The sequence below is a fragment of the Herbaspirillum sp. 1130 genome (assembly GCF_017833835.1).
GTDB lineage: Bacteria > Pseudomonadota > Gammaproteobacteria > Burkholderiales > Burkholderiaceae_D > Herbaspirillum > Herbaspirillum huttiense.
The window spans coordinates 81,253-101,720 of record NZ_JAFICQ010000002.1 but is presented as its reverse complement, the minus strand read 5'-3'; the positions used below and the strand labels follow the sequence as shown (position 1 = coordinate 101,720).

The window sequence follows — 20,468 nt, the reverse complement described above, 5'->3', positions numbered from 1 at the left end:
CGCAGTTCAACAAACCCAGGGGAACACGACATGCAATGCAAACTCACCCGGCTGTCCTTGCTGATATCCGGGCTCTTCATGGCAGGCGCACCGGCCTTCAGCTTCGCCCAGTCCACCACCACTGACGTCGGCACCGTGACCGTGCAGGGCGGCGGCAGCGCCAGCGCCGGCACGGCGGCGGCCACCGGCCTGATCCAGGCGGAAGATTCGCCCAAGGCGCGCAGCTCGGTCAACCGTGACTACATCGAGAAGCAATCGCCCACCGGCACGCCCTACCAGATGATCAACCTGCTGCCCGGCGTGAACACCTACGACAACGACGGCTCGGGCCTGTTCGGCGGCAACATCCGCGTGCGCGGCTTCAACAGCGACCAGCTGGGCTTCACCATCAACGGCGCACCGGTCAACGACTCCGGCAACTTCGCGGTGTATCCGCAGGAGTACACCGAGCCCGACAACCTGTGCAACATCTTCGTGACCCAGGGTTCGACCGATACCGAAGCGCCTCACGTGGGCGCCACCGGCGGCAACATCGGCATGACCTTCTGCGCACCGGAAGACCAGCAGCGCATCCGCGTGACCAATGCCTTCGGCTCCAACAGCCTGTGGAAGCGCTATGTGCGCTTCGACTCGGGCAAGCTGCTGGACAACAAGTTCAAGTTCTTCATCTCGTACTCCAAGACCACTGCCGACAAGTTCAAGGGACCGGGCGGCGCCATCAAGGATCACGTCGACATCGGCACCAACTTCGACCTGGGCCAGGGCAGCTTCATCAACGCCAACCTGCTCTACAACCGCCAGCTCAACAACAACTACCGTTCGCTGACCAAGACCCAGATCGCCCAACTGGGCCGCAATGCCGACTTCGGCAGCACCATTCCGCAGCACCAGCCCGCAGTGGCCGGTACCGCGCAGAACGACACCACCTATGCCCCCAACGTTGCGGCCAACATCGCCAACAACGCGTACTACGCCTACAACCTCAATCCCTTCGAGAACTGGCTGGGCACCATCAATGCGCACTTCCAGCTGAGCCCGACCTCCAGCCTGGATATCGATCCCTACTTCTGGTACGGCTTCGGCACCGGCGGCAACCAGCTGCAGACCGTGCGTGAAGGCGGCGTGACCGGCGCCAGCCAGCTCGGTGGCGGCGCACGCGACGTCAACGGCGACGGCGATCGTCTCGATACGGTCTACGCCTACGAAGGCAGCCGCACCCGCACCTATCGTCCGGGCGTGACCTTCAAGTTCAACCAGCAGCTGGACAACCACCGCATCCTGGCCGGCTACTGGGTCGAGCGCGCCCGTCACCAGCAGACCGGCCCCTTCAGCCGCGTGGACAACAACGGCAACATCGCCGACCTGTGGCAGGACAATTCGGACCAGTGGCTGCGCAATGCCGATGGCTCCATCTTGCAGTACCGCGACACCATGACCGTCAGCACGGCGCAGTCGATCTTCCTGCAGGACAGCATCAGCATGATGAACGACAAGCTCAACGTGCAAGTCGGCGGCCGCTACTCCTCCATCGACCGCGACTTCACCAACTACCCGAGCACCGGTTCCACCAGCGGCACCAACAGCTATTCCAGCGCCGGCTACTACAAGGTCAAGAAGAACTACGCAGACTTCCTGCCCAGCCTGGGCGTGCGCTTCCAGCTCGATGAGAAGCAGTCGGTGTTCTTCAACGCCGCCAAGAACTTCAAGGCACCGGGCAACTTCTCCTACTTCGGCCTGCTCTCGGGCGGCACCATCGTCAACGGCCAGCTGGTCGGGGCGACCCAGCGCGAAGTGCCGGTGGACAAGGAAACCTCCTGGAACTACGACCTCGGCTACCGCTACAACACCGAGAAGTGGATGGCCTCCGGTTCGCTGTTCTACATCGATTATCACAACCGCATCGCCAGCGCCTACAACCCGGACACCAACAACAAGACCGACTACAACGTCGGCGATGCCAGCTCGCACGGCCTGGAACTGGAAACCGGTTACGCCTTCACCCGCAACCTGTCGATGTATGGCTCGCTGTCCTACATCAAGAGCAAGATGAAGCAGGACCTGCGCAACAGTTCGACCCAGTTCCTGCCGACCTCGGGCAAGGAATTCCCGGATACGCCGAACTGGCTGTCGGGCCTGTCGCTGCAATACCAACAGGATGGCTGGTACGTGTTCGGCCAGGCCAAGTACACCGGCCGCCGCTACACCACCCTGGTCAACGACGATGCACTGGGTGGCTACACCCTGTTCAACGCCGGTGCCGGCATGACCTTCGCGTCCACCACCTGGCTGAAGAAGCCGACGGTGCGCCTGAACGTCTACAACCTGTTCGACAAGCAGTACCTCAACCTCAACGGCGGCAGCGGCAGCCAGTTCACCACCAACGCAGTGGCGGTCAACGGCATCCCTGGCACCGATCCATCGCTCTACATCGGTGCCCCGCGCACCTTCACCGTCACCCTGACCGCGGATTTCTGATCGCGGCCTGAACCGGGCGGCCCGCACCTGCAACACGGGCCGCCCATCACTGCAAGAGAGGCAAGCATGAACATGCAATTACTCCACGAACTGGCCTTCTACCTGATGTACGCCTGCGCGGCGCTGGCCATTTTCGTCATCGTCGAACGCGGCCTGTTCTTCGGCTACACCATGCGCCAGGCCACGGGCCTGGAGCGCGCCATGACGCACGCGGTCCAGCATCTGCAGGAACTGCCGGCCGAACTGACCACCCGTCCCAGCCTGCCGCTGGCCCTGGTGTCGGACATCCTGGCCGAAAAGCATCACCTGCATACCGAAAAGGACCTGGAAGATTTCAGCGAGTCGGTCTACATTGCCAAGCGCGGCGAAGTGCAGCAGCGCCTGTGGATCCTCGATACCATCGTGACCGCTGCGCCCCTGCTGGGCCTGCTCGGTACCATCCTCGGCATCATCGACACCTTCAAGGCACTGGCGGTGCAGGGCGTGTCGGACCCGGGCCAGGTGTCGCAGGGCATCGGTACGGCGCTGTATGCGACGGCTCTGGGCATCGGCATTGCGGTGGTCGGCATGTTCTTCTTCAACCTGTTCCAGGAACGCATCGAGCGCATCAACGATCACCTGAAGGTCCTGATGCTGCGCGCCTGCGTCGGCCGCCTGAACCCGCAGCCGCAACACAGCCCGCAGCCGCAGGGCAAGCTGCACATCGCCTGAGCGCCACACTGACTTCTCCCTTGCCGACATCATGACCCTCGCGCCACGCCGTCTTCTGCTTCGTCTCGCTGCCGCCTTCGGGCTGGTTCTTTCGCTGGCCACACCGGTCCGGGCCGAATTCGCCATTCCCGGCTTCGAACTGGTCCACACCGTGCCGCGCGAAACCACGCTGGCCACGCCGGATCTGCGCGATGCGGCGGTGGTGTGGAAGGAAATGTTCGACAGCGCGCAGCGCGAGATCGTGTTCGGCCAGTTCTACGTGGCCGGGCAGGATGGCGAGGCGCTCGATGACATCATGGCGCACCTGGAGGCGGCCGGACGGCGCGGCGTGAAGATCCGCTTCCTGATGGAAAAGAAGGGCGAGTTCGCCTCGGTCCCGGCCACCATCGAGAAGCTCAAGCGCATCCCGAATCTGGAATTCCGCCAGATCGATTATTCCCGCATGACCGGCAACGGCATCATCCACGCCAAGTATTTCGTGGTCGATGGCCGCAGCGCCTATGTGGGCAGCCAGAACTTCGACTGGCGCTCGTTCTCGCACATCCATGAAACCGGATTGAAGATCACCGACCCGGCCGTGGCAGCGCAGGTGCAGGCCATCTTCGAAATCGACTGGGCGGCGCAGGCGGCCATCGCCGCCGGACACACCCCGGTCATGACCAACCGCAGCGTGGTCCCGGCCGATGTGGCGCGCGGCAATTACCTCGTGGCCAGCCCGAATGCCTACAACCCGCCCGGCGTGGGCGATTCGCAAAGCGAACTGGTACGCCTGATCGGAGAAGCGCAACAGGAGGTTCGGGTGCAGTTGCTGGACTATGCGCCGCTCTCCTATGGTCCCAACCACACCCGGCCCTATTACGCCGTGATCGATGATGCCCTGCGCGCAGCGGCCACGCGCGGCGTGAAGATCAAGCTGATGGTCTCCAACTGGAACACCGAGGCCCCCGCCATCCGCTACCTGCAAAGCCTGGCGGTGCTGCCCAACGTGGAGATCCGCATCGTGACCCTGCCGCAGGCCACCAGCGGTTTCATCCCCTTCGCCCGGGTGATCCACACCAAGGCCATGAGCATCGATGGCAAGGTGGCCTGGGTCGGTACCAGCAACTGGGCCGGCGGTTATCTGGACAACTCGCGCAATCTGGAAGTGGTGCTGCATGACGCGGCCATGGCACAACGCGTGGCGGCCCTGCATGAGCAGACCTGGAGTTCGGCTTATGCCCAGCCCATCGATGTACTGAAGGTTTATCCCAAACCGGCCAAGGGCAAGCCCGCCTCGGAATGATTCGACCAGGAAGCGCTGTTTGAAGACCGCTTCCGCCATTCCCTGCCTGCTGGTCTACACTGACGAAATGTAGCGTTGTTTCGTCATTGTGTAGCATCGACCAGGAGAACCGGGATGACCAGGCTGGACCAACTCGACGACATCGACCGTCAACTGCTTTCCATCCTGCAGCTGAACGCCCGCGAACCGGTGGCCGAGATCGCCCGCCGCCTCGGTGTGGCGCGCACCACCGTGGTAGCCCGCATCGAGCGGCTGGAACAGACCGGCATCATCGGCGGCTACACCCTCAAGCTCGGGCGCGACGTGGTTGACGCCAGCCTGCAGGCCTACGTGGGCGTGACCGTGCAGCCGCGCGCCGGGCGCGAGGTCATCCGCCGCTTCGGCCGCATTCCGGAAGTCCACCAGCTCTGCGCGGTCAGCGGCGAATACGATTACGTGGCCTGGCTGCGCGTCAATACGCCCGAGCAACTCGACAAGATCCTGGACCAGATCGGCGAAATGGAAGGCGTGCTCAAGACCACCACCTCGGTGGTGCTGGCCCGCAAGATCGACCGGGGAGATGCCGCCAGGACGCGTTGAAAAGCACCCGGATTTCGCCGGATTGCACTGGCAACGCTACATAATGACGAAAGCGCACTGCAAAGTGACGAAAGCTGCGCTGCTTTCTGACGATCTGGCAATGGTTTCCGTCACGGCGGCTTCCTAGAATGAATCATCGTATTCACGTTGATTCAGGAGCCCATCATGCGTACCGTCCTCCTCGGCTGCGGCCATATCGGCCAGACCATCGCCCGCCTGCTGGCTGAATGCGGCGAGGGCCGCGACTACAACGTCACCATCGCCGACCACGATGCCGCGGCCTTGCAGGCCATCGCGGACGTGCATGCCGAGAAGGCCGTGGTCGACTCCTCCGACCCGCAGGCCCTGGCGGCACTGCTGCAGCGCGCCGACGTGGTCATCAATGCCCTGCCCTATCACATGGCCATCAGCGTGGCCACGGTGGCACGCCAGACCGGCACCCACTACTTTGACCTGACCGAGGATGTGCAGGCAACCCGCGCCATCGCTGCGCTGGCCGAGGGCGCGCCCTGCGCCTTCATGCCGCAATGCGGACTGGCCCCGGGCTTCATCGGGATAGCCGCACACCATCTGGCCGCCGGCTTTGATGAGGTGCACGAGATCAAGATGCGGGTCGGTGCGCTGCCGCAGTATCCGACCAACGAACTGAAATACAACCTGACCTGGAGCGTGGACGGCCTCATCAACGAGTACTGCCATCCCTGCGAAGCCTTGCGCGACGGCGAGCGTGTGATGGTCGATCCCCTGGCCGATCTGGAACACTTTTCGCTGGAGGGCGTGGAGTACGAGGCCTTCAATACCTCGGGCGGGCTGGGCAGCCTGTGCGAGACGCTGGCCGGCAAGGTACGTCATCTCGACTACAAGTCGGTGCGCTACCCCGGCCACCAGCAGCGCATGAAATTCCTGCTGGGCGATCTCGGGCTGCGGCATGATCCGGCCTTGCTCAAGGACATCCTGCGCAAGAGCGTGCCGGCCACGCTGCAGGATGTGGTGCTGGTATTCGTCACCGTGAGCGGGCTGCGCGCGGGCAAGTTGATGCAGGAAGTCTTTACCCGCAAGATTGTCGCGCAAGAGCGTGCGGGCCGGCGCGAGAGCGCCATCCAGACCAGCACGGCCGCCGGCGTCTGCGCGGCGCTGGACCTGTTCCGTGCAGGCCGCCTGCCCGCCCGCGGCTTCATCCGGCAGGAACAGATCAGCTTGCCGGAGCTGCTCGGCAATCGCTTTGGCGCGGTGTATGCCTGATTGAGGCGGGCTTCACTTGCCTCCGGTGACGTCGAGAAAGGTCCCCGTGCTAAAGGAAGCCTCCTCGCTGGCCAGCCAGAGAATGGCGCGCGCCACTTCCTCGGGCTGTCCGCCCCTTCCCATGGGGATGGATTCGCGGACCCGGTTGACCCGGTCCGGTTCGCCGCCGCTGGCATGCATCTCGGTATAGATGTGACCGGGCCGCACGCAGTTGACGCGGATGCCTTCACGCGCCACTTCCTTGGCCAGGCCCGTGGTGAAGGTTTCCAGTGCGCCCTTTGAGGCGGCGTAGTCGACATACTCGTTGGGACTGCCCAGGCGGGCAGAGGCTGACGACACGTTGATCACCGCGCCACCCTTGCCCTGATGGCGATAAGCCATGCGCCGGACCGCCTGCTGCGCGCACAGCATGGGCCCGATGGCATTGACCGCGAAGATACGCTGCATGCGCGCGAAACCCAGGTCTTCCATGCGTGACTGGCGCTCCAGCATGGCCGCATTGTTGACCAGCACGTCGATACGGCCGAAGCGCGCATCGATGGCAGCGAAGAGCTGCGCCACCTGCTCCGGGTCGGCACTGTCGGCCTGCAGCGCCAGCACCCGTGCGCCGCGCTGCGCGATATCGGCCGCCACCGAATCGGCCGCGGCCGCATCGCGCAGGTAGCTGAAGGCCACGTCGTAGCCACGTTCAGCGGCCAGCCGCGCGGTGGCGGCGCCCATGCCGCGGCTGCCGCCGGTGATGAGGATGACTGGCTTGGTTGATGCGTGAGTCATGACAGATCTCCATGGAGTGAGCAAAACGGGAGGGGAGCAGGAACGGCCACCGGATCAACCGATCAGTACCGTCCCCGCTGCGATGGCAGCACAGGCCAGCACACGTGGCCAAGTCAGCGTCTCGCCCAGAAACAGACGGCCGATGACGGCGGCGAACAGCACGCTGGTTTCGCGCAGTGCCGAGACCGCCCCCATCGGTGCCAGCGCCATGGCCTGGATGACGATGCCATAGGCCAGCAGCGAGACCAGTCCGCCAGCGAAGGCGGTGGCGCAGGTCGCCGCCGAGGCGGGCGGCTGCCACAATGCGCGGGGACCGCGCCACACCACGAAGACGGCGGGCATCAGCAAGCCCCAGCCGGCGCACATCCATGCGGTATAGGCCATGGGGCTGCCGGAGAGCCGCACGCCCAAGCCATCCACCACGCTGTAGGCCGCAATGAAGCAGCCGGTCCCCAGGGCATAGCGCAGTCCGGGCAACGCCATCCTGCTGCCCCTGAATGCCAACGCGATGATGCCGCCCGATACCAGACCTGTTCCCAGCAGCGCCGCCGGCCCCGGCATCTCACCGGCCAGCAGGGCCGCACCCAGCGTCACCAGCAGGGGCGAGGATCCACGCGCGATCGGATAGGTCTGGCCCAGCTCACCACTACGGTAACTGCGGACGAGGAACAGGTTGTAGCCCACGTGCAGCAGGGCCGAGAGCAGTCCGTACGGCCAACTGGCCGGCAAGGGCAACGGCAGCCACGGCGTAACGGCCAGACTGGCCAACGCCACGGCCAGGCACATCACGGCCATCGACCAGAGACGGTCCGCGCCGTTGCGCAGCAGCGCATTCCAGCTGGCGTGCAGGAAGGCGGCAAGGAGGATAAGCAGGACGACGGGCAAAGGCATGCGCCATGGTAAGCAGGAGCGCCGCCGGACAGAAGCGAAGTCTCCTCATCCCGCCATGAGCAAATCCTCATACCTGGCGCCGAGGCGGTGACCTTGCATGTCAGTAGCGTGCACCGGCCGCCTGTGACTGCGCCTGCAGCCAGGCCCGGAAACTGGCCACGTGCGGCTGCGTTTCCACGCCCTTGGGACAGACGAAGTAATACGCCAGCGGAGAGGGCAAGGCCAGTTCGAACAGCCGCACCAGGCTGCCATTGGCCAGTTCCTGTTCGACGTGGCCGCTGCGGGCCAGGGCCACGCCCTGGCCCAGCAGCGCTGCTTCGATGGTCATGTTGGTATCGGCCAGGCGCACGCTTTCGCGCAGGGCCGAGACGCTCACCCCGGCTTGCTGGAACCACAGGTCCCATTTTGGCACCATGTCGGCCCCGGCCCGCGTGAGCAGGGGATAGCGGCGCAGGTCAGCCGGCTTGCGGGGCATGCCCAGGCGCGCCAGCAGGGCCGGGCTGGCCACCGGGAAGATCTGCTCGCGGAACAGGAATTCGGAAAACAGGCTGGGGTAGTGGCCGGGACCGAAGCGGATCGCCACATCCGGTTCGGCCGGCGTGAAGTGGATGGCCGTATCGGTGGTCTCCAGCGTCACCAACAGCTCGGGATGGGCTTGCGCCAGCGCCGGCAGCCGGGGCAGCAGCCATTTCAGCGCAAAGGAGTAGGTGGTGCTGACCTTCAGCGGCTGCCGCCCTTCCTGCGCGCGCAGCTCGGACAGCGTGGCCTCCAGCCGGGCGAAGAACTCGCGCACCACCGGCGCCAGCGCGGCCCCGGCCGGCGTCAGCGTGTTGGACTTGCCGCGCTGGAACAGCGCCATGCCCCACAGCGCTTCGAGGTGGCGCAGCTGGTGGCTGACCGCACTCTGGGTGACATGCAGCTCTTCCGAGGCGGAGGTGAAGCTGGCATGCCGGGTCGCAACTTCGAAGGCCCGCAACGTGGCCGTGGGGGGAAGGTCTCTCATGGGTGCGCTCAGGGGTGGACGGCTGGAAAAACCGGTCATGAATGAGAGCTCATGATAGCAACAGCCGCCGTCTTGCAGTCCGCAACGGCCCTCGCAAGCGGACGAGAATGCAGCGTAAAATCCAATCTATACACAACGTCTAATTTTAGATAATATGTATTGCATGAGCTCCCGCACCCGCAAAAAGAAACCCGACCGTCCCGACCACGCCCTGCTGCTTTCCCAGTTGCAGCAGGTAGCGCAAGGTCTGGGCGAGACCTTTGCGCCGTTCTGCGAAGTGGTGCTGCACGACCTGCGCGATGCGGATCACTCCATCGTCGCCCTGCACAACAACCTGTCCGGCCGCGAGGTCGGCGACGCCACCACCGAACTGGGTCTGGCGCGCATCGCCGACGAGAGCTATCCGCAAGTCCTCACCAATTACGCCAACACCTTGCCGGACGGACGACAAGCCAAGAGCACCTCGATCGGCATCAAGGATGCCGATGGCAAATACGTGGCCGCGCTGTGCATGAACATCGACCTGACCCTGTTCGGTGCGCTGCAGGGCATGCTGCGCCAGTTCGGTGGCATCGACCAGGGCGTGCGCGTGGCCGAGACGCTGGAGCCGGCCGGGGCCGAAGGCCTGCGCAGCCGCATCGATGCCTTTGCCGCGCGACTGTCGACCACGCCGCGCAGCCTCAAGGCCGAAGACCGCCGCCAGCTCATGCGTGAACTGCGCCAGTCCGGCTGCTTGGATATCCGGCGCGCGGCCGAGATCGTGGCCGCGCATCTGGGTGTCTCGCGCGCCACCGTCTACAACGACGAGAAGGAGTAAGCGCGGCCGTCACGCGCGCTCTCCGCCCTGTGCATCGTCACTGTCTCTTTCCATCCCACTTGAAGGAAACCTCATGATCCCCGTCTCCAGCGCTACCGAATCCCCCAGCTTCGCCGATGTCCTGCTGGCCGCCGAACGCATCAAGCCGTGGGCGCACAGAACGCCCGTCCTGCGTTCGCGCACGGCCGATGCGGAAGTGGGCGCACAGCTGTTCTTCAAGTGCGAGAACTTCCAGCGCATGGGGGCCTTCAAGTTCCGCGGTGCCATGAATGCGCTCTCGCAGTTCGACAGCGAACAGCGCAAGCATGGCGTCATCACCTTCTCCTCCGGCAACCATGCGCAGGGGACCGCGCTGGCCGCGCAATTGCTGGGCATTCCCGCCGTCATCGTGATGCCCGAGGATGCGCCGGCAGCGAAGGTCGCCGCCACGCGCGGCTATGGTGCCGAAGTGGTGATGTATGACCGCTATACCGAAGACCGCGAGGCCATCGGTGCGCGCCTGGCCGCCGAGCGCAAGATGACGCTGATCCCACCCTACGATCATCCGCACGTGATGGCCGGGCAAGGCACGGCCACGCTGGAACTGCTGCAGGAAACCGGTCCGCTGGATGCGCTCTTCGTCTGCCTGGGGGGCGGCGGCCTGCTGTCCGGTGCGGCGTTGGCGGCACGGGCACTGTCTCCCGATTGCAAGATCTATGGCGTCGAACCGGAAGCTGGCAACGACGGACAGCAGTCGCTGCGCGCGGGCCAGATCGTGCATATCGATACCCCCAAGACCATCGCCGATGGCGCCCAGACGCAGCATCTGGGCAAGTACACCTTCGACGTGATTCGCCAGCTGGTGGACGACATCCACACCGTCAGCGATGCCGAGCTGGTGTCCGGCCTGCGCTTCTTTGCCGAGCGCATGAAGATGGTGGTCGAGCCGACCGGCTGCCTGGGCTTTGCTGCCGCCCGCAAGCTGAAGGAGCAGCTGCAGGGCAAACGCGTGGGCGTCATCATCAGCGGCGGCAACATCGACCTGGGCAAGCTGTCGGGATATTTGTCCTGATTATCGGGCGCATCAGTGAGCCCAATCGCACGCGACTTCGTTTTGGCCTACAGTGTTGAGCCCTCATCATTCAATGCTGATCCCTCCACTCACCCACAAGGACTGGAAACACCATGCCCCATCTCGTACTGGAATACACCGGCAATCTCGCCCTCGATGTGCAACCGACGCTGCTCAAGCTGAACCAGGCGCTGGTGGCCAGCGGACACTTTGAAGAAAACGCCATCAAGGCGCGTGCCGTGCGTCTGGACAACTACCTGGTCGGTACCGCACCGGAGGCCAAACGTGCCTTCGTGGCGGTGCGCCTGGCCATCCTGACCGGCCGCACGCTGGAAGACAAGAAGCAGGTATCCGACCTGCTGGGCGCGGCACTCCAGAAGGACCAGAACTGGCCCAAGGATCTGCAGGTACAGCTCACGGTGGAAGTGGTGGACATGCAGCGCGAGAGCTACTTCAAGCTCGCCCTGCAATAAGCTGCGGGCCCGCCAGCGCCATCACGGCGCGGCCCTCAAAACGAAAAGCCGCACGGTGCAGACCGGGCGGCTTTTTTTGCTGGTGCACGACAGGTGCGCGATATTGTTCTTGTGATGCCGCGCGACCGTGCGTGGTCAGTGCATCCGAGCTTCAGGATGCCAGTGCGGGTTCGCGCAGGAATTCGCGGAACTGCACCACGTTGCCTTCCGGATCGAAGCCATCGCAGGCACGAAAATCCGGACCGCTCCATTCGGCCTCGGCCGCTTTCATGCCACCGCCGAGCTGCTGCGTGGAGAGTCGGGCGTGGGTGAGCGAACGCACGGGAAGGAACAGCTTCACCGGCACGTTCTCGCGCAGCACCGGTGGCGAAGTGATCTCCACCGTGGCTGCACTGGCTTGCGGAATCGCATGAATCACCAGCAGGAAATCCTCGGCTTCAATCACTACTTTCTCGGCCTGGGCCTGCTTGGGAACCACCGCCAGCACCTGCGCATAAAACGCGGCGAGGCGGGCTACATCTTTGGCGAACAGGACTGCGCCTGCTTTGGGCTGGGTCGACATCTCTGCTTTCAAAAACGTTGATCGGATCAAACAAGGAACGGCAGAGTTTATTTACGACCATCGCGCTTGGCAAGCATTAATCGTCTCCCTGTGGCGACAGCGTTATGTCGCCGCATGGCGACGCCCGTTCGTCGCCTTTCCCCCGACATATTGCAGAGCAATATAAGAATCCGCTGACACGCGAAAGTGGTGCTGTCCGATGTTCATTTCAGCGCGAAAAAACTAATGTCGCATATCGCCGGTAAGAGACTAATAAATCGTCAATTGTCAGCATGATCAGCCAAGCTGTTTGTATGTGATCGGAATAGCATCGTTTGCGCTACGAACGCGTATAAATTGTAAGAGGATGTTCCAAATCGGTTTACTTCCGAACTCGATCTGCTACCTTGATGTCGCAGGGCAACATGGTGTGTGGCGAAGAAAAAGAAAAATATTTCCACTTGCACACCGCTATGCCACGCCGTCCTCCCCACTGCAATCCACTGCGCTGACGGCGACCGAACATAACGCAACACAACCCTCACGAGTATCGCGCCATGAACATTCGAGATTTGCACGCTCAGTACACTCCCGAACGCTCCATTTTCAAGCGGACCCAAGCTGCGCATCGCGCCATGACGGACAACGCCTCCCAGCGCATCGAGCTTGCGCACACCGACAGTGACGCCGATGCCTGGCTGGAACCGGCCCTGTCCGACTTCATCTCGCTGGCCTCCAGCGTCTGCGGCACGCCCATGGGCATGTTCAGCCAGCTGCATGCCGACATCGGCCTGCAGCATCCTTACCTGTCGGTCAACAATGGCCGTGGCGATGCCCGCAACCAGTGGTGGCGCTTCCCCGGCCAGACCGGGGTGATGCGCAATGCGGTCGACTTCTCGCTGTGCGAAATGGCGGCACGTACGCCTGGCCAGATTACGGAAGTGAATGACCTGTCCAGCGATCTGCGCTTTGCCACCAGTGCGCTGGCACGCGGCAATCCGGCTGTGCGTTTTTATGCGGGTGTGCCGCTGGTGTCGGGCAATGGCGACATCCTGGGCACGCTGTGCGTGATGGACCGCGTACCGCGCACCCTGACCCCGGCACAACGTGACGCCTTCCAGAAACTGGCACGCCAGCTGGAAGCGCAGATCGACAGCCATCGCGCCATGCAGAAGCTGGAACAGCAGACCATGACCGATGCCCTGACCGGCATCGGCAACCGCCGCAGTTTCGATTCGCGCCTGCGCGAAGAATGGACACGCCATCTGCGCAATGCCCGTCCGCTGACCATGCTGATGGTGGACGTGGATTACTTCAAGCAATACAACGACACCTATGGCCACCCGGCCGGTGATGCGCTGCTGGTGCAATTGGCACGCGTACTGCGCTCGCCGCTGCGGGCCAGCGACTTCCTGGCACGTTACGGTGGCGACGAGTTTTCGCTGATCCTGCCGGATACCGATGAGACCGGTGCCATGCAAGTCTCGGAACGCATCAAGCAGTCCGTGGCCCGCGTGAAGTGGCCGCACACCGACATCGAGATCAGCCTGGGCGCGGCGACCGTGACGCCTTCGAAGATGTGCGACTTCAGCGCATTGCTGCATGCGGCGGACCAGGCCATGTATCAGCGCAAGCATGGGCGTAATCCGCGCAATGCATGAGCTCGCTCCTTGCCGCTGCTGACGCTGGTGCAGGAACGAAAATCGCCGCTGTGAAAACAGCGGCGATTTTTTTATGGTCCGTAGCGAGCTCTTATCGCCCTTGACCAGCAGGCGGTTTGGAAAGCAGAGAGAGCGCCACCAGCATCGACAAGCCTACCACCACGGCCCCCGCGAGATACACGCTCTGTACCCCCGCATGGCTGGCCAGCGCACCGGCCAGCGGGCTGGTGATGCCCAGCGACAGATCCAGGAAGGCCACATACGCCCCCATGGCCAAGCCGCGCGTCTGCGGTGGTGCGCGGCGCATCGCTTCCACGCCGAATCCGGGGAACACCAGCGAATAGCCAAAACCGGTCAGTGCCGCACCTGCATAGGCCATCCAGGCGCTATCGGCCTGCCAGATCAGCAACTGCCCGCACACCTCGATGACCACACACACGAGCGCCACTTTTGCGCCACCGACCTGATCCGGCAGATGGGCAAAGAACAGGCGCGCCAAGATGAACGCCACACCAAAGCTGGTGAAGGCCAACGAGGAATCCCCCCACGACCGTGCCGCAAACAACAACGCGATGAATGCCGTGATGACGCCGAAGCCGACGCTGGAAAATGCCAGCCCCAGGCCAGGCTGCCACACGGCACCCAGCACCTGGTAAAAGGGCGTGCGGCGGCTGGCACCGGGCGCTACGCCACGCAAGGGGCTGACCGCCAGCAGCGCCACTATCGGCAAGAGCACGCTCACACCGGCAATCCCCGCAAATCCCCAGGCCTTGCTGACGGCCACACCCAACGGTGCACCGCCGGCCATGGCTGCATAGATGGCGATGCCGAGCCAGGCCATCACCTTGCCGCCATGCTGCGGCCCGACCAGCGCGATGCCCCAGCCCATGGTGCCGGTGATGACCAAGCTCTCGCCCAGCGCCAGCAGGACGCGTCCCGCCAGCAGTACCGCCACCGAGATGGCCGGCTGGTCCAGCCAGAGCAGAGAGGCCAGATAGATCAACCCTGACAGCGCCGCGGCCACGAAGCCGCCGACGACGGCGCGCTTGGGGCCACGCAGATCCGCCACGTTGCCGGCCCAGGCACGCGAGAGCAGCGCCGCTGCAAATTGTGCACCGACCACCACACCCACTACGGTGGCGTTCATGCCCAGTGCCTCCTTCAGGTGCAAGGGCAGCACCGGCAACTGCAGGCCGATGGTGAGAAAGGCGATGAAGACGGCCAGCGTCAGCGGTGCAAGCGCCTGCAGGACGGATGTGCCGGTGCCGGCGGCGGTGGCCGGCGGGATGGAGAGAGGCGGGTCTGCCTGTTTTCCGTTCATGGGAAACCTCGAAGAAAATTGTGAAGGGTGGACTCAGGAATGTTGCGGAAGTCCCGTTGATGGCAGGAACGCTGCGCAGTAGAATGCGACGAAGCCGTCATATTCCGTCGATAGCAGTATGTGACGGATTCGTCAGGTTTCCTAGTCGCATTCCATTTACGTCTTCGCTTCTTCCCCGCCCTCCCCATGAACAAGCCCCGCCGCCCCGAGATTACCCTCCGCAAGACACCGCAACAGGCGCGCTCCACCGAGCTGGTGGCAGCCATCCTGGAAGCTGCTGTTCAGGTTTTGCTGCGCGAAGGTGCGCCGCGTTTCACAACGGCGCGCGTGGCCGAGCGCGCGGGCGTGAGTGTGGGATCGGTGTACCAGTATTTCCCCAACAAGGCGGCCATCCTGTTTCGCCTGCAGGCCGACGAATGGCAGCAGACCACGGCGATGGTGCGCCAGTTGCTGCAGGAGACGGACAAGCCACCGGCACGCCGCCTGCGCGAACTGGTGCATGCCTTTTTGCGCAGCGAATTCGAAGAAGCCCAGGTACGGATGGCGCTGGCCGATGCCGCGCCGCTCTACCGCGATGCGCGCGAGGCTGAAGAAATGCGCCACGACTGGGACGGCATCATCGCGCAGTTCATGCGCGAAGCCTTGCCGGGGGTTTCCGCGCCACGACGCAAACGCGCGGGGCAATTGATGATGACCACGCTCACCACGGCGGGCGAACATCTTTCGCGCGGCACGCTGCCTGAGAAGGAAATACGCGCCTATGGCGAGGCCATGGCCGACATGTTCGGTGCTTACCTGGAGAGCCTGCAGCGCTGAATTGCGCTCATGCCTTGCGCTTGCGCGGTGCCGCCGTGGAAGCGCGCTGCACCAGCTGCGGTGTCGCCGTCACGCGCATCACGGGCGAGGGACTGCGGCCCTCGATCAAGGCCAGCAGCAGGTCGATGGACATGCGCGCCGCTTCTTCCGTCGGCACCGCCACGGTGGTCAGCGCCGGACGCGAGACCCGCGCCCACTGGATGTCGGTGATGCCGATCACCGAGATGTCGCGCGGCACATTCATCCCCAGATCGGCGATGGCGTTCATCGCACCCAGTGCCGGCAGATCATTGCTGGCGAAGATGGCGGTAAGCTGCGGCTCCTCGCGCAACAGCGCGATGGTGGCCTGATACCCCGCCTCGACCGTATCAGCGATGTAGCGCGTACGCTGCAAGGTGTGCCTGACGCCGGCAGCGGCACAGGCCTCGACGAAGCCGCGATAGCGTTCCGCATGAATGCCGCTCTTCTTGCTGCCGACCAGCGCACCGATGTGACGATGGCCGATCCCCAGCAGGTGCTGCGCAGCGGTCGCGCCGGCCGCATAGAAATCCACCGCGATGCAGGGCAGCTCGGGCGGGGCGTCCGGTTTCTCCCACATGCACAGCACCACCGGGGCGCCACGCCGCTCGGTCTTCTTGAGCTCGTCCATGGGCAGGTTGGCATTCATGATGAGCACGCCGTCGGAGAGCGTTCCTGCGATCTGGTCGAGGTAGGCGCGGCCGGTGTCGGGATCGTCGTTGGTATTGCAGACGATCAGGAAGCGGCCGCGCTCGCGCGCCGCACGCTCGGCCGCCAGGGCGAATTCCGGATAGAACGGGTTGGCGATGCTGGAGACCACCAGCGCCAGCGTGGGCGCGCGCCCCTCGGCCAGCGCACGCGCGGTCAGATGCGGACGATAGCCGAGCTGGGCGACCGCTTCCAGCACGCGCTGGCGCGTCTGCTCGCCGACCTTGCCGCGCTGGCGCAAGACGTTGGACACAGTGGCCGAGGTGACACCGGCCAGACGGGCAACTTCGGATAAGGTGGTCATGGGTGCATGGAGTTGGAAGCCCTCGCATTCAAACCGCTTATGACGGGCTTGTCAACGCGCACAAGCGGGTCGCGCAGCGCAAATTGAAGACGCGCCGCGCAGCCGATCCGTAAATGATTTACGTATTGTTCATCCGCGCCGCACTCCTTCAGAGGAACGCATTCCTGACAAAACGCTGGCAGTTTTTCGTTACAGGATTGTTGTTGCAGAGGCCATCCAAGATGGGTATGATCGACCAAAATATTTGCCAACCCAACACGGCAACACGCTCAGAACAACGACGTGGAGACAACCCCCGATTGCATACAGGAAACTCAGGCGATCTTTTTTTTGGGTCACTTGATTAAGCGCTTAACCTGACGCCGCACCTGCCTCGTGGTGCCCTGCCCTGCAATCCATTTCTGCTAGGAAAACGTGATGGCCAGCATCAGCTTGCGTGCAGCACAAAAAGCCTACGGCGACGCACCGCCGGTAATCCGCAATGTCGATCTCGACATTGGCGAACATGAATTCTGTGTTTTCCTGGGTCCCTCCGGCTGCGGCAAATCCACGCTCCTGCGCAGCATCGCGGGGCTGGAAGATCTCACCAGCGGCGATCTCTTCATCGGCGGCAAGCGCGTCAATGACGTGCCGTCGGCGCAGCGTTCGGTAGCGATGGTGTTCCAGAGCTATGCGCTGTTCCCGCACATGACGGTGTATGAAAACATGAGCTTCGGCCTGACCCTGGCCAAGCTGCCCAAGGCCGAGATCGAACAGAAGGTGCGCGAAGCGGCGCGCATCCTGCAGCTGGAAGAACTGCTGCAACGCAAGCCCAAGGAACTCTCCGGCGGCCAGCGCCAGCGCGTGGCCATCGGCCGCGCCATCGTGCGCCGTCCCGGCGTGTTCCTGTTCGACGAACCGCTCTCCAACCTCGACGCCACACTGCGCAGCCAGACCCGCATCGAGATCGCCCGCCTGCATCGCCAGTTCGAACAGGCCAGCGTGGTCTACGTCACGCACGACCAGGTCGAGGCCATGACCCTGGCCGACCGCATCGTGCTGCTGCATGCCGGCGCCGATACCCAGCGCTTCGGCAGCATCGCCCAGGTCGGTGCCCCGATGGAGCTGTATCACCATCCGCGCAATCGTTTCGTGGCCGGCTTCATCGGTTCGCCACGCATGAACTTCCTGCCCGCGCAGGTGGTGAATGCGCAGGAGAACGGCATCCTGATCCGCCTGCAGCACAGCGAGGAAACCTTGCTGGTGGCGGCCAAGGGACCGGTGCAGCCAGGCCAGCAGGTCACCTTGGGCGTACGCCCCGAACACATGGAAATCGGCAGCCAGGGCCAGTACGGCATCACCCGCGAAGTGATGCTGGTGGAGCGCCTGGGCGAGCAGACCTATGTGCACCTGGACGAGCCGGCCGGCCAGCCGCTGGTGGCCAAGGCCCCGGGCGATGCCCACATCGCGCGCGGCGAGCGCCTGCGCGTGTCGGTCGCGCCCAGCTGCGCCTACCTGTTCGATGCGGACGGCGTGGCACTGGCGCGCACACAAGTTCATCCGGGCCTGGCTGCCGCCGCCTGATCAGGCAGTGCGCACGCGCCCTCTTCTCTTGACGCTTCACTACCGCTAAGGAACCACGATCATGTCGTTACGATTGGGAGTCTGTTACTACCCCGAACATTGGCCCGAGGCCATGTGGGAAAGCGATGCCCGGCGCATGAAGGCGCTCGGCATCAAGCAGGTGCGCATCGGCGAATTCGCCTGGAGCCGCATCGAGCCCTCGCCCGGCGACCTGCGCTGGGACTGGCTGGACCGCGCCATCGAGGTGCTGGCCAGCCACGGCCTGGAAGTGGTGATGTGCACCCCGACCGCGACCCCGCCCAAGTGGCTCATCGACCGTCACGACGACGTGCTGGCGGTCGACGCCAACGGCCGCGAACGCGCCTTCGGTTCGCGCCGCCATTATGATTTTTCCTCGGACTCGTATTACGAAGAATCGCAGCGCATCGTGCGCCTGCTGGGCGAACGCTACGGCCAGCATCCGGCGGTGACCGCCTGGCAGCTGGACAACGAATACGGCTGCCACCAGACCGTGGTCAGCTATTCGCCCTCGGCCCAGCGCCGCTTCCGCCAGTGGCTGCGCCAGCGCTATGGCAGCATCGATGCGCTCAATACCGCCTGGGGCACCGTGTTCTGGAGCATGGAATACCGCAGCTTCGACGAGATCGATGCGCCCGTCGGCACCGTCACCGAGGCCCATCCCTCGCATCGCCTGGACTATCGCCGCTTTGCCTCGGACGAAGTGGTGCGCTACAACCGCATGCAGGTCGAGATCCTGCGCCCGCTCTCGCCGGGCCGGCTGATGGTGCACAACTTCATGCAGATGTTCCTGGAGTTCGATCACTATCCGGTGGCCGCCGACCTCGATGTGGCGACCTGGGACAGCTATCCGCTGGGCGCGCTGGAAGTGATGTGGTACGACGCCGACACCAAGGCCCGCTGGCTGCGCACCGGCCATCCCGATTTCGCCAGCTTCAACCACGACCTGTATCGCGGCATGTCGGCCCAGCCGTTCTGGGTGATGGAACAGCAGCCCGGCCCGGTGAACTGGGCCCACTGGAATCCCGCCCCGCTGCCGGGCATGGTGCGCCTGTGGAGCTGGGAAGCCTTCTCTCATGGTGCCGGCTGCGTCTCCTACTTCCGCTGGCGCCAGTGCCCGTTCGCGCAGGAGCAACTGCACGCCGGGCTCAACCGTCCTGACAATCGTCTCGACGTGGGCGGCACCGAAGCCGAACGCGTGGCCCAGGAAATCATCGCGGTGGAAAACGCCAGCGGTGCCTTGGCCCAGCCGCGCGGCAAAGTGGCGCTGCTGTTCGACTACGATGCCAAGTGGCTCTTCGAGATCCATTTCCAGGGCATCGATTTCGAATATGCGCATTTCGCCTTCGACTATTACTCGACCCTGCGTTCGCTCGGTCTGGATGTGGACATCGTCCCGCTCAACGCCGATCTGCAAGGCTACGCCATGATCGTGGTGCCGCCGCTGCCCATCGTGCCGGACGACCTGCCGGGCCGCATCGCAGACAGTGGCGCGCAGGTGGTGTTCGGTCCGCGCAGCGGCTCCAAGACCAAATCGCTGCAGATTCCGTCGACCCTGCCACCGGGCCCGCTGCAGCAGCTGCTGCCGATGCGCGTATGGCGCGTGGAATCGATGCGCCCCAACGTCAGCGAAACAGTACGGTTCGGTACGGAAGAAAGCCAGGCCCGCTACTGGCGCGACCTGATCGAAGCCGATGGCGACGGCCTGCAGACCATTGCCACCTTCGCTGACGGCCATCCCGCCATCGTGCAGAAGGAGCGTGCGCACTACCTGGCTGGCATCTTCGATGCCGGGCTGACCACGCGCTACTTCGAGCAGGTGGCGCGCGCCGCCGGACTGGCTCCGCAACGTCTGCCGGAAGGCCTGCGCCTGCAGCAGCGCGGCGGCCTGCAGTTCGCCTTCAACTACAGTGACGCACCGATCACGCTGCCGCATGCCGACGGCGCGCAGTTCCTGGTCGGACAGGCAGCGCTGGAACCGCAGGGCGTGGCGATTTATCGTCCGCACACGCAAGGATAAGCAACACGCCGGCCGCACTCTGGAAGACAGCACGGCGGCTGCGGCAGCCGTGCACGAGCAGGCGACAGAACCTGCAGGATCCTGGAAAAATCTGGAAGATCCACGACACCGCCGTATCAACTTTTTAGAACTTCAAGACTTTTTAAACTTTATAAATTTTATAAACTGTTTAGTGGTTTGAATGGTTTCAACTGTCTGAA

Annotated in this window: 18 protein-coding genes; 12 read left to right on the top strand and 6 right to left on the bottom strand. The window is 63.9% G+C overall.

The features are described from left to right. Positions 1-30: 30 nt before the first annotated feature. The 5 genes from JOD78_RS09250 (at position 31) to JOD78_RS09230 (ending at position 6,289) form a co-directional block, all read left to right on the top strand. Positions 31-2,475: a TonB-dependent receptor gene (locus JOD78_RS09250; RefSeq protein ID WP_134135720.1), complete on the top strand. Its 2,445-nt coding sequence runs from the start codon at positions 31-33 to the stop codon at positions 2,473-2,475. A gap of 66 nt (positions 2,476-2,541) precedes the next feature. Then, positions 2,542-3,186 (top strand): MotA/TolQ/ExbB proton channel family protein, encoded by a 645-nt coding sequence (locus JOD78_RS09245; RefSeq protein WP_039787660.1) that lies wholly within the window; start codon positions 2,542-2,544, stop codon positions 3,184-3,186. A gap of 31 nt (positions 3,187-3,217) precedes the next feature. Continuing rightward, on the top strand, positions 3,218-4,468 hold the full coding sequence (locus JOD78_RS09240) for a phospholipase D-like domain-containing protein (RefSeq protein WP_209568235.1): 1,251 nt from the start codon (positions 3,218-3,220) through the stop codon (positions 4,466-4,468). 114 nt (positions 4,469-4,582) lie between these two features. Then, a complete protein-coding gene (locus JOD78_RS09235; protein ID WP_209568237.1) occupies positions 4,583-5,047 on the top strand; it encodes an Lrp/AsnC family transcriptional regulator in 465 nt (154 codons plus the stop codon). Positions 5,048-5,212: 165 nt separating this feature from the next. Beyond that, on the top strand, positions 5,213-6,289 hold the full coding sequence (locus tag JOD78_RS09230; RefSeq protein WP_209568238.1) for a saccharopine dehydrogenase NADP-binding domain-containing protein: 1,077 nt from the start codon (positions 5,213-5,215) through the stop codon (positions 6,287-6,289). A 12-nt stretch (positions 6,290-6,301) separates the two neighbouring features. On the opposite strand, the gene JOD78_RS09225 is transcribed toward JOD78_RS09230, so the two are convergent. From JOD78_RS09225 to gcvA, 3 genes are all read right to left on the bottom strand, one after another. Then, positions 6,302-7,063 (bottom strand): glucose 1-dehydrogenase, encoded by a 762-nt coding sequence (locus tag JOD78_RS09225; protein ID WP_121042457.1) that lies wholly within the window; start codon positions 7,061-7,063, stop codon positions 6,302-6,304. A 54-nt stretch (positions 7,064-7,117) separates the two neighbouring features. Then, positions 7,118-7,954: a DMT family transporter gene (locus tag JOD78_RS09220; RefSeq protein ID WP_209568239.1), complete on the bottom strand. Its 837-nt coding sequence runs from the start codon at positions 7,952-7,954 to the stop codon at positions 7,118-7,120. 100 nt (positions 7,955-8,054) lie between these two features. Beyond that, a complete protein-coding gene (gene gcvA / locus JOD78_RS09215; protein ID WP_134135724.1) occupies positions 8,055-8,957 on the bottom strand; it encodes a transcriptional regulator GcvA in 903 nt (300 codons plus the stop codon). A 154-nt stretch (positions 8,958-9,111) separates the two neighbouring features. On the opposite strand from gcvA, the gene JOD78_RS09210 reads away from it, so the two are divergent. From JOD78_RS09210 to JOD78_RS09200, 3 genes are all read left to right on the top strand, one after another. Continuing rightward, positions 9,112-9,774, top strand: coding sequence for a PAS domain-containing protein (locus JOD78_RS09210; RefSeq protein ID WP_121042451.1), 663 nt, complete (start codon positions 9,112-9,114; stop codon positions 9,772-9,774). Positions 9,775-9,847: 73 nt separating this feature from the next. Continuing rightward, positions 9,848-10,825: a threo-3-hydroxy-L-aspartate ammonia-lyase gene (locus JOD78_RS09205; protein ID WP_121042449.1), complete on the top strand. Its 978-nt coding sequence runs from the start codon at positions 9,848-9,850 to the stop codon at positions 10,823-10,825. A gap of 113 nt (positions 10,826-10,938) precedes the next feature. After that, complete coding sequence (locus JOD78_RS09200; protein WP_034331145.1) at positions 10,939-11,298, top strand: 5-carboxymethyl-2-hydroxymuconate Delta-isomerase; 360 nt, start codon at positions 10,939-10,941, stop codon at positions 11,296-11,298. Between the two features lie 151 nt (positions 11,299-11,449). Here the strand turns inward: JOD78_RS09200 and JOD78_RS09195 are convergent, their stop codons facing one another. Next, positions 11,450-11,860: a hypothetical protein gene (locus JOD78_RS09195; RefSeq protein WP_121042446.1), complete on the bottom strand. Its 411-nt coding sequence runs from the start codon at positions 11,858-11,860 to the stop codon at positions 11,450-11,452. Positions 11,861-12,411: 551 nt separating this feature from the next. Here JOD78_RS09195 and JOD78_RS09190 point away from each other — a divergent pair. Beyond that, a complete protein-coding gene (locus tag JOD78_RS09190; protein WP_209568287.1) occupies positions 12,412-13,500 on the top strand; it encodes a sensor domain-containing diguanylate cyclase in 1,089 nt (362 codons plus the stop codon). A 91-nt stretch (positions 13,501-13,591) separates the two neighbouring features. On the opposite strand, the gene JOD78_RS09185 is transcribed toward JOD78_RS09190, so the two are convergent. Next, positions 13,592-14,821, bottom strand: coding sequence for an arabinose transporter (locus tag JOD78_RS09185; RefSeq protein ID WP_209568240.1), 1,230 nt, complete (start codon positions 14,819-14,821; stop codon positions 13,592-13,594). Between the two features lie 186 nt (positions 14,822-15,007). Here JOD78_RS09185 and JOD78_RS09180 point away from each other — a divergent pair, with 186 nt between their 5' ends. Beyond that, positions 15,008-15,637: a TetR family transcriptional regulator gene (locus JOD78_RS09180; protein ID WP_134135728.1), complete on the top strand. Its 630-nt coding sequence runs from the start codon at positions 15,008-15,010 to the stop codon at positions 15,635-15,637. Between the two features lie 7 nt (positions 15,638-15,644). Here the strand turns inward: JOD78_RS09180 and JOD78_RS09175 are convergent, their stop codons facing one another. Continuing rightward, positions 15,645-16,667, bottom strand: a complete 1,023-nt coding sequence (locus JOD78_RS09175; protein ID WP_134135730.1) for a LacI family DNA-binding transcriptional regulator — start codon at positions 16,665-16,667, stop codon at positions 15,645-15,647. Positions 16,668-17,084: 417 nt separating this feature from the next. On the opposite strand from JOD78_RS09175, the gene ugpC reads away from it, so the two are divergent. Then, entirely contained in the window at positions 17,085-18,230 is a 1,146-nt protein-coding gene (gene ugpC, locus JOD78_RS09170; protein WP_121042436.1) for a sn-glycerol-3-phosphate ABC transporter ATP-binding protein UgpC, read from the top strand. A 61-nt stretch (positions 18,231-18,291) separates the two neighbouring features. Continuing rightward, complete coding sequence (locus JOD78_RS09165) at positions 18,292-20,268, top strand: beta-galactosidase (protein ID WP_209568241.1); 1,977 nt, start codon at positions 18,292-18,294, stop codon at positions 20,266-20,268. The last annotated feature ends 200 nt before the right edge of the window (positions 20,269-20,468 follow it).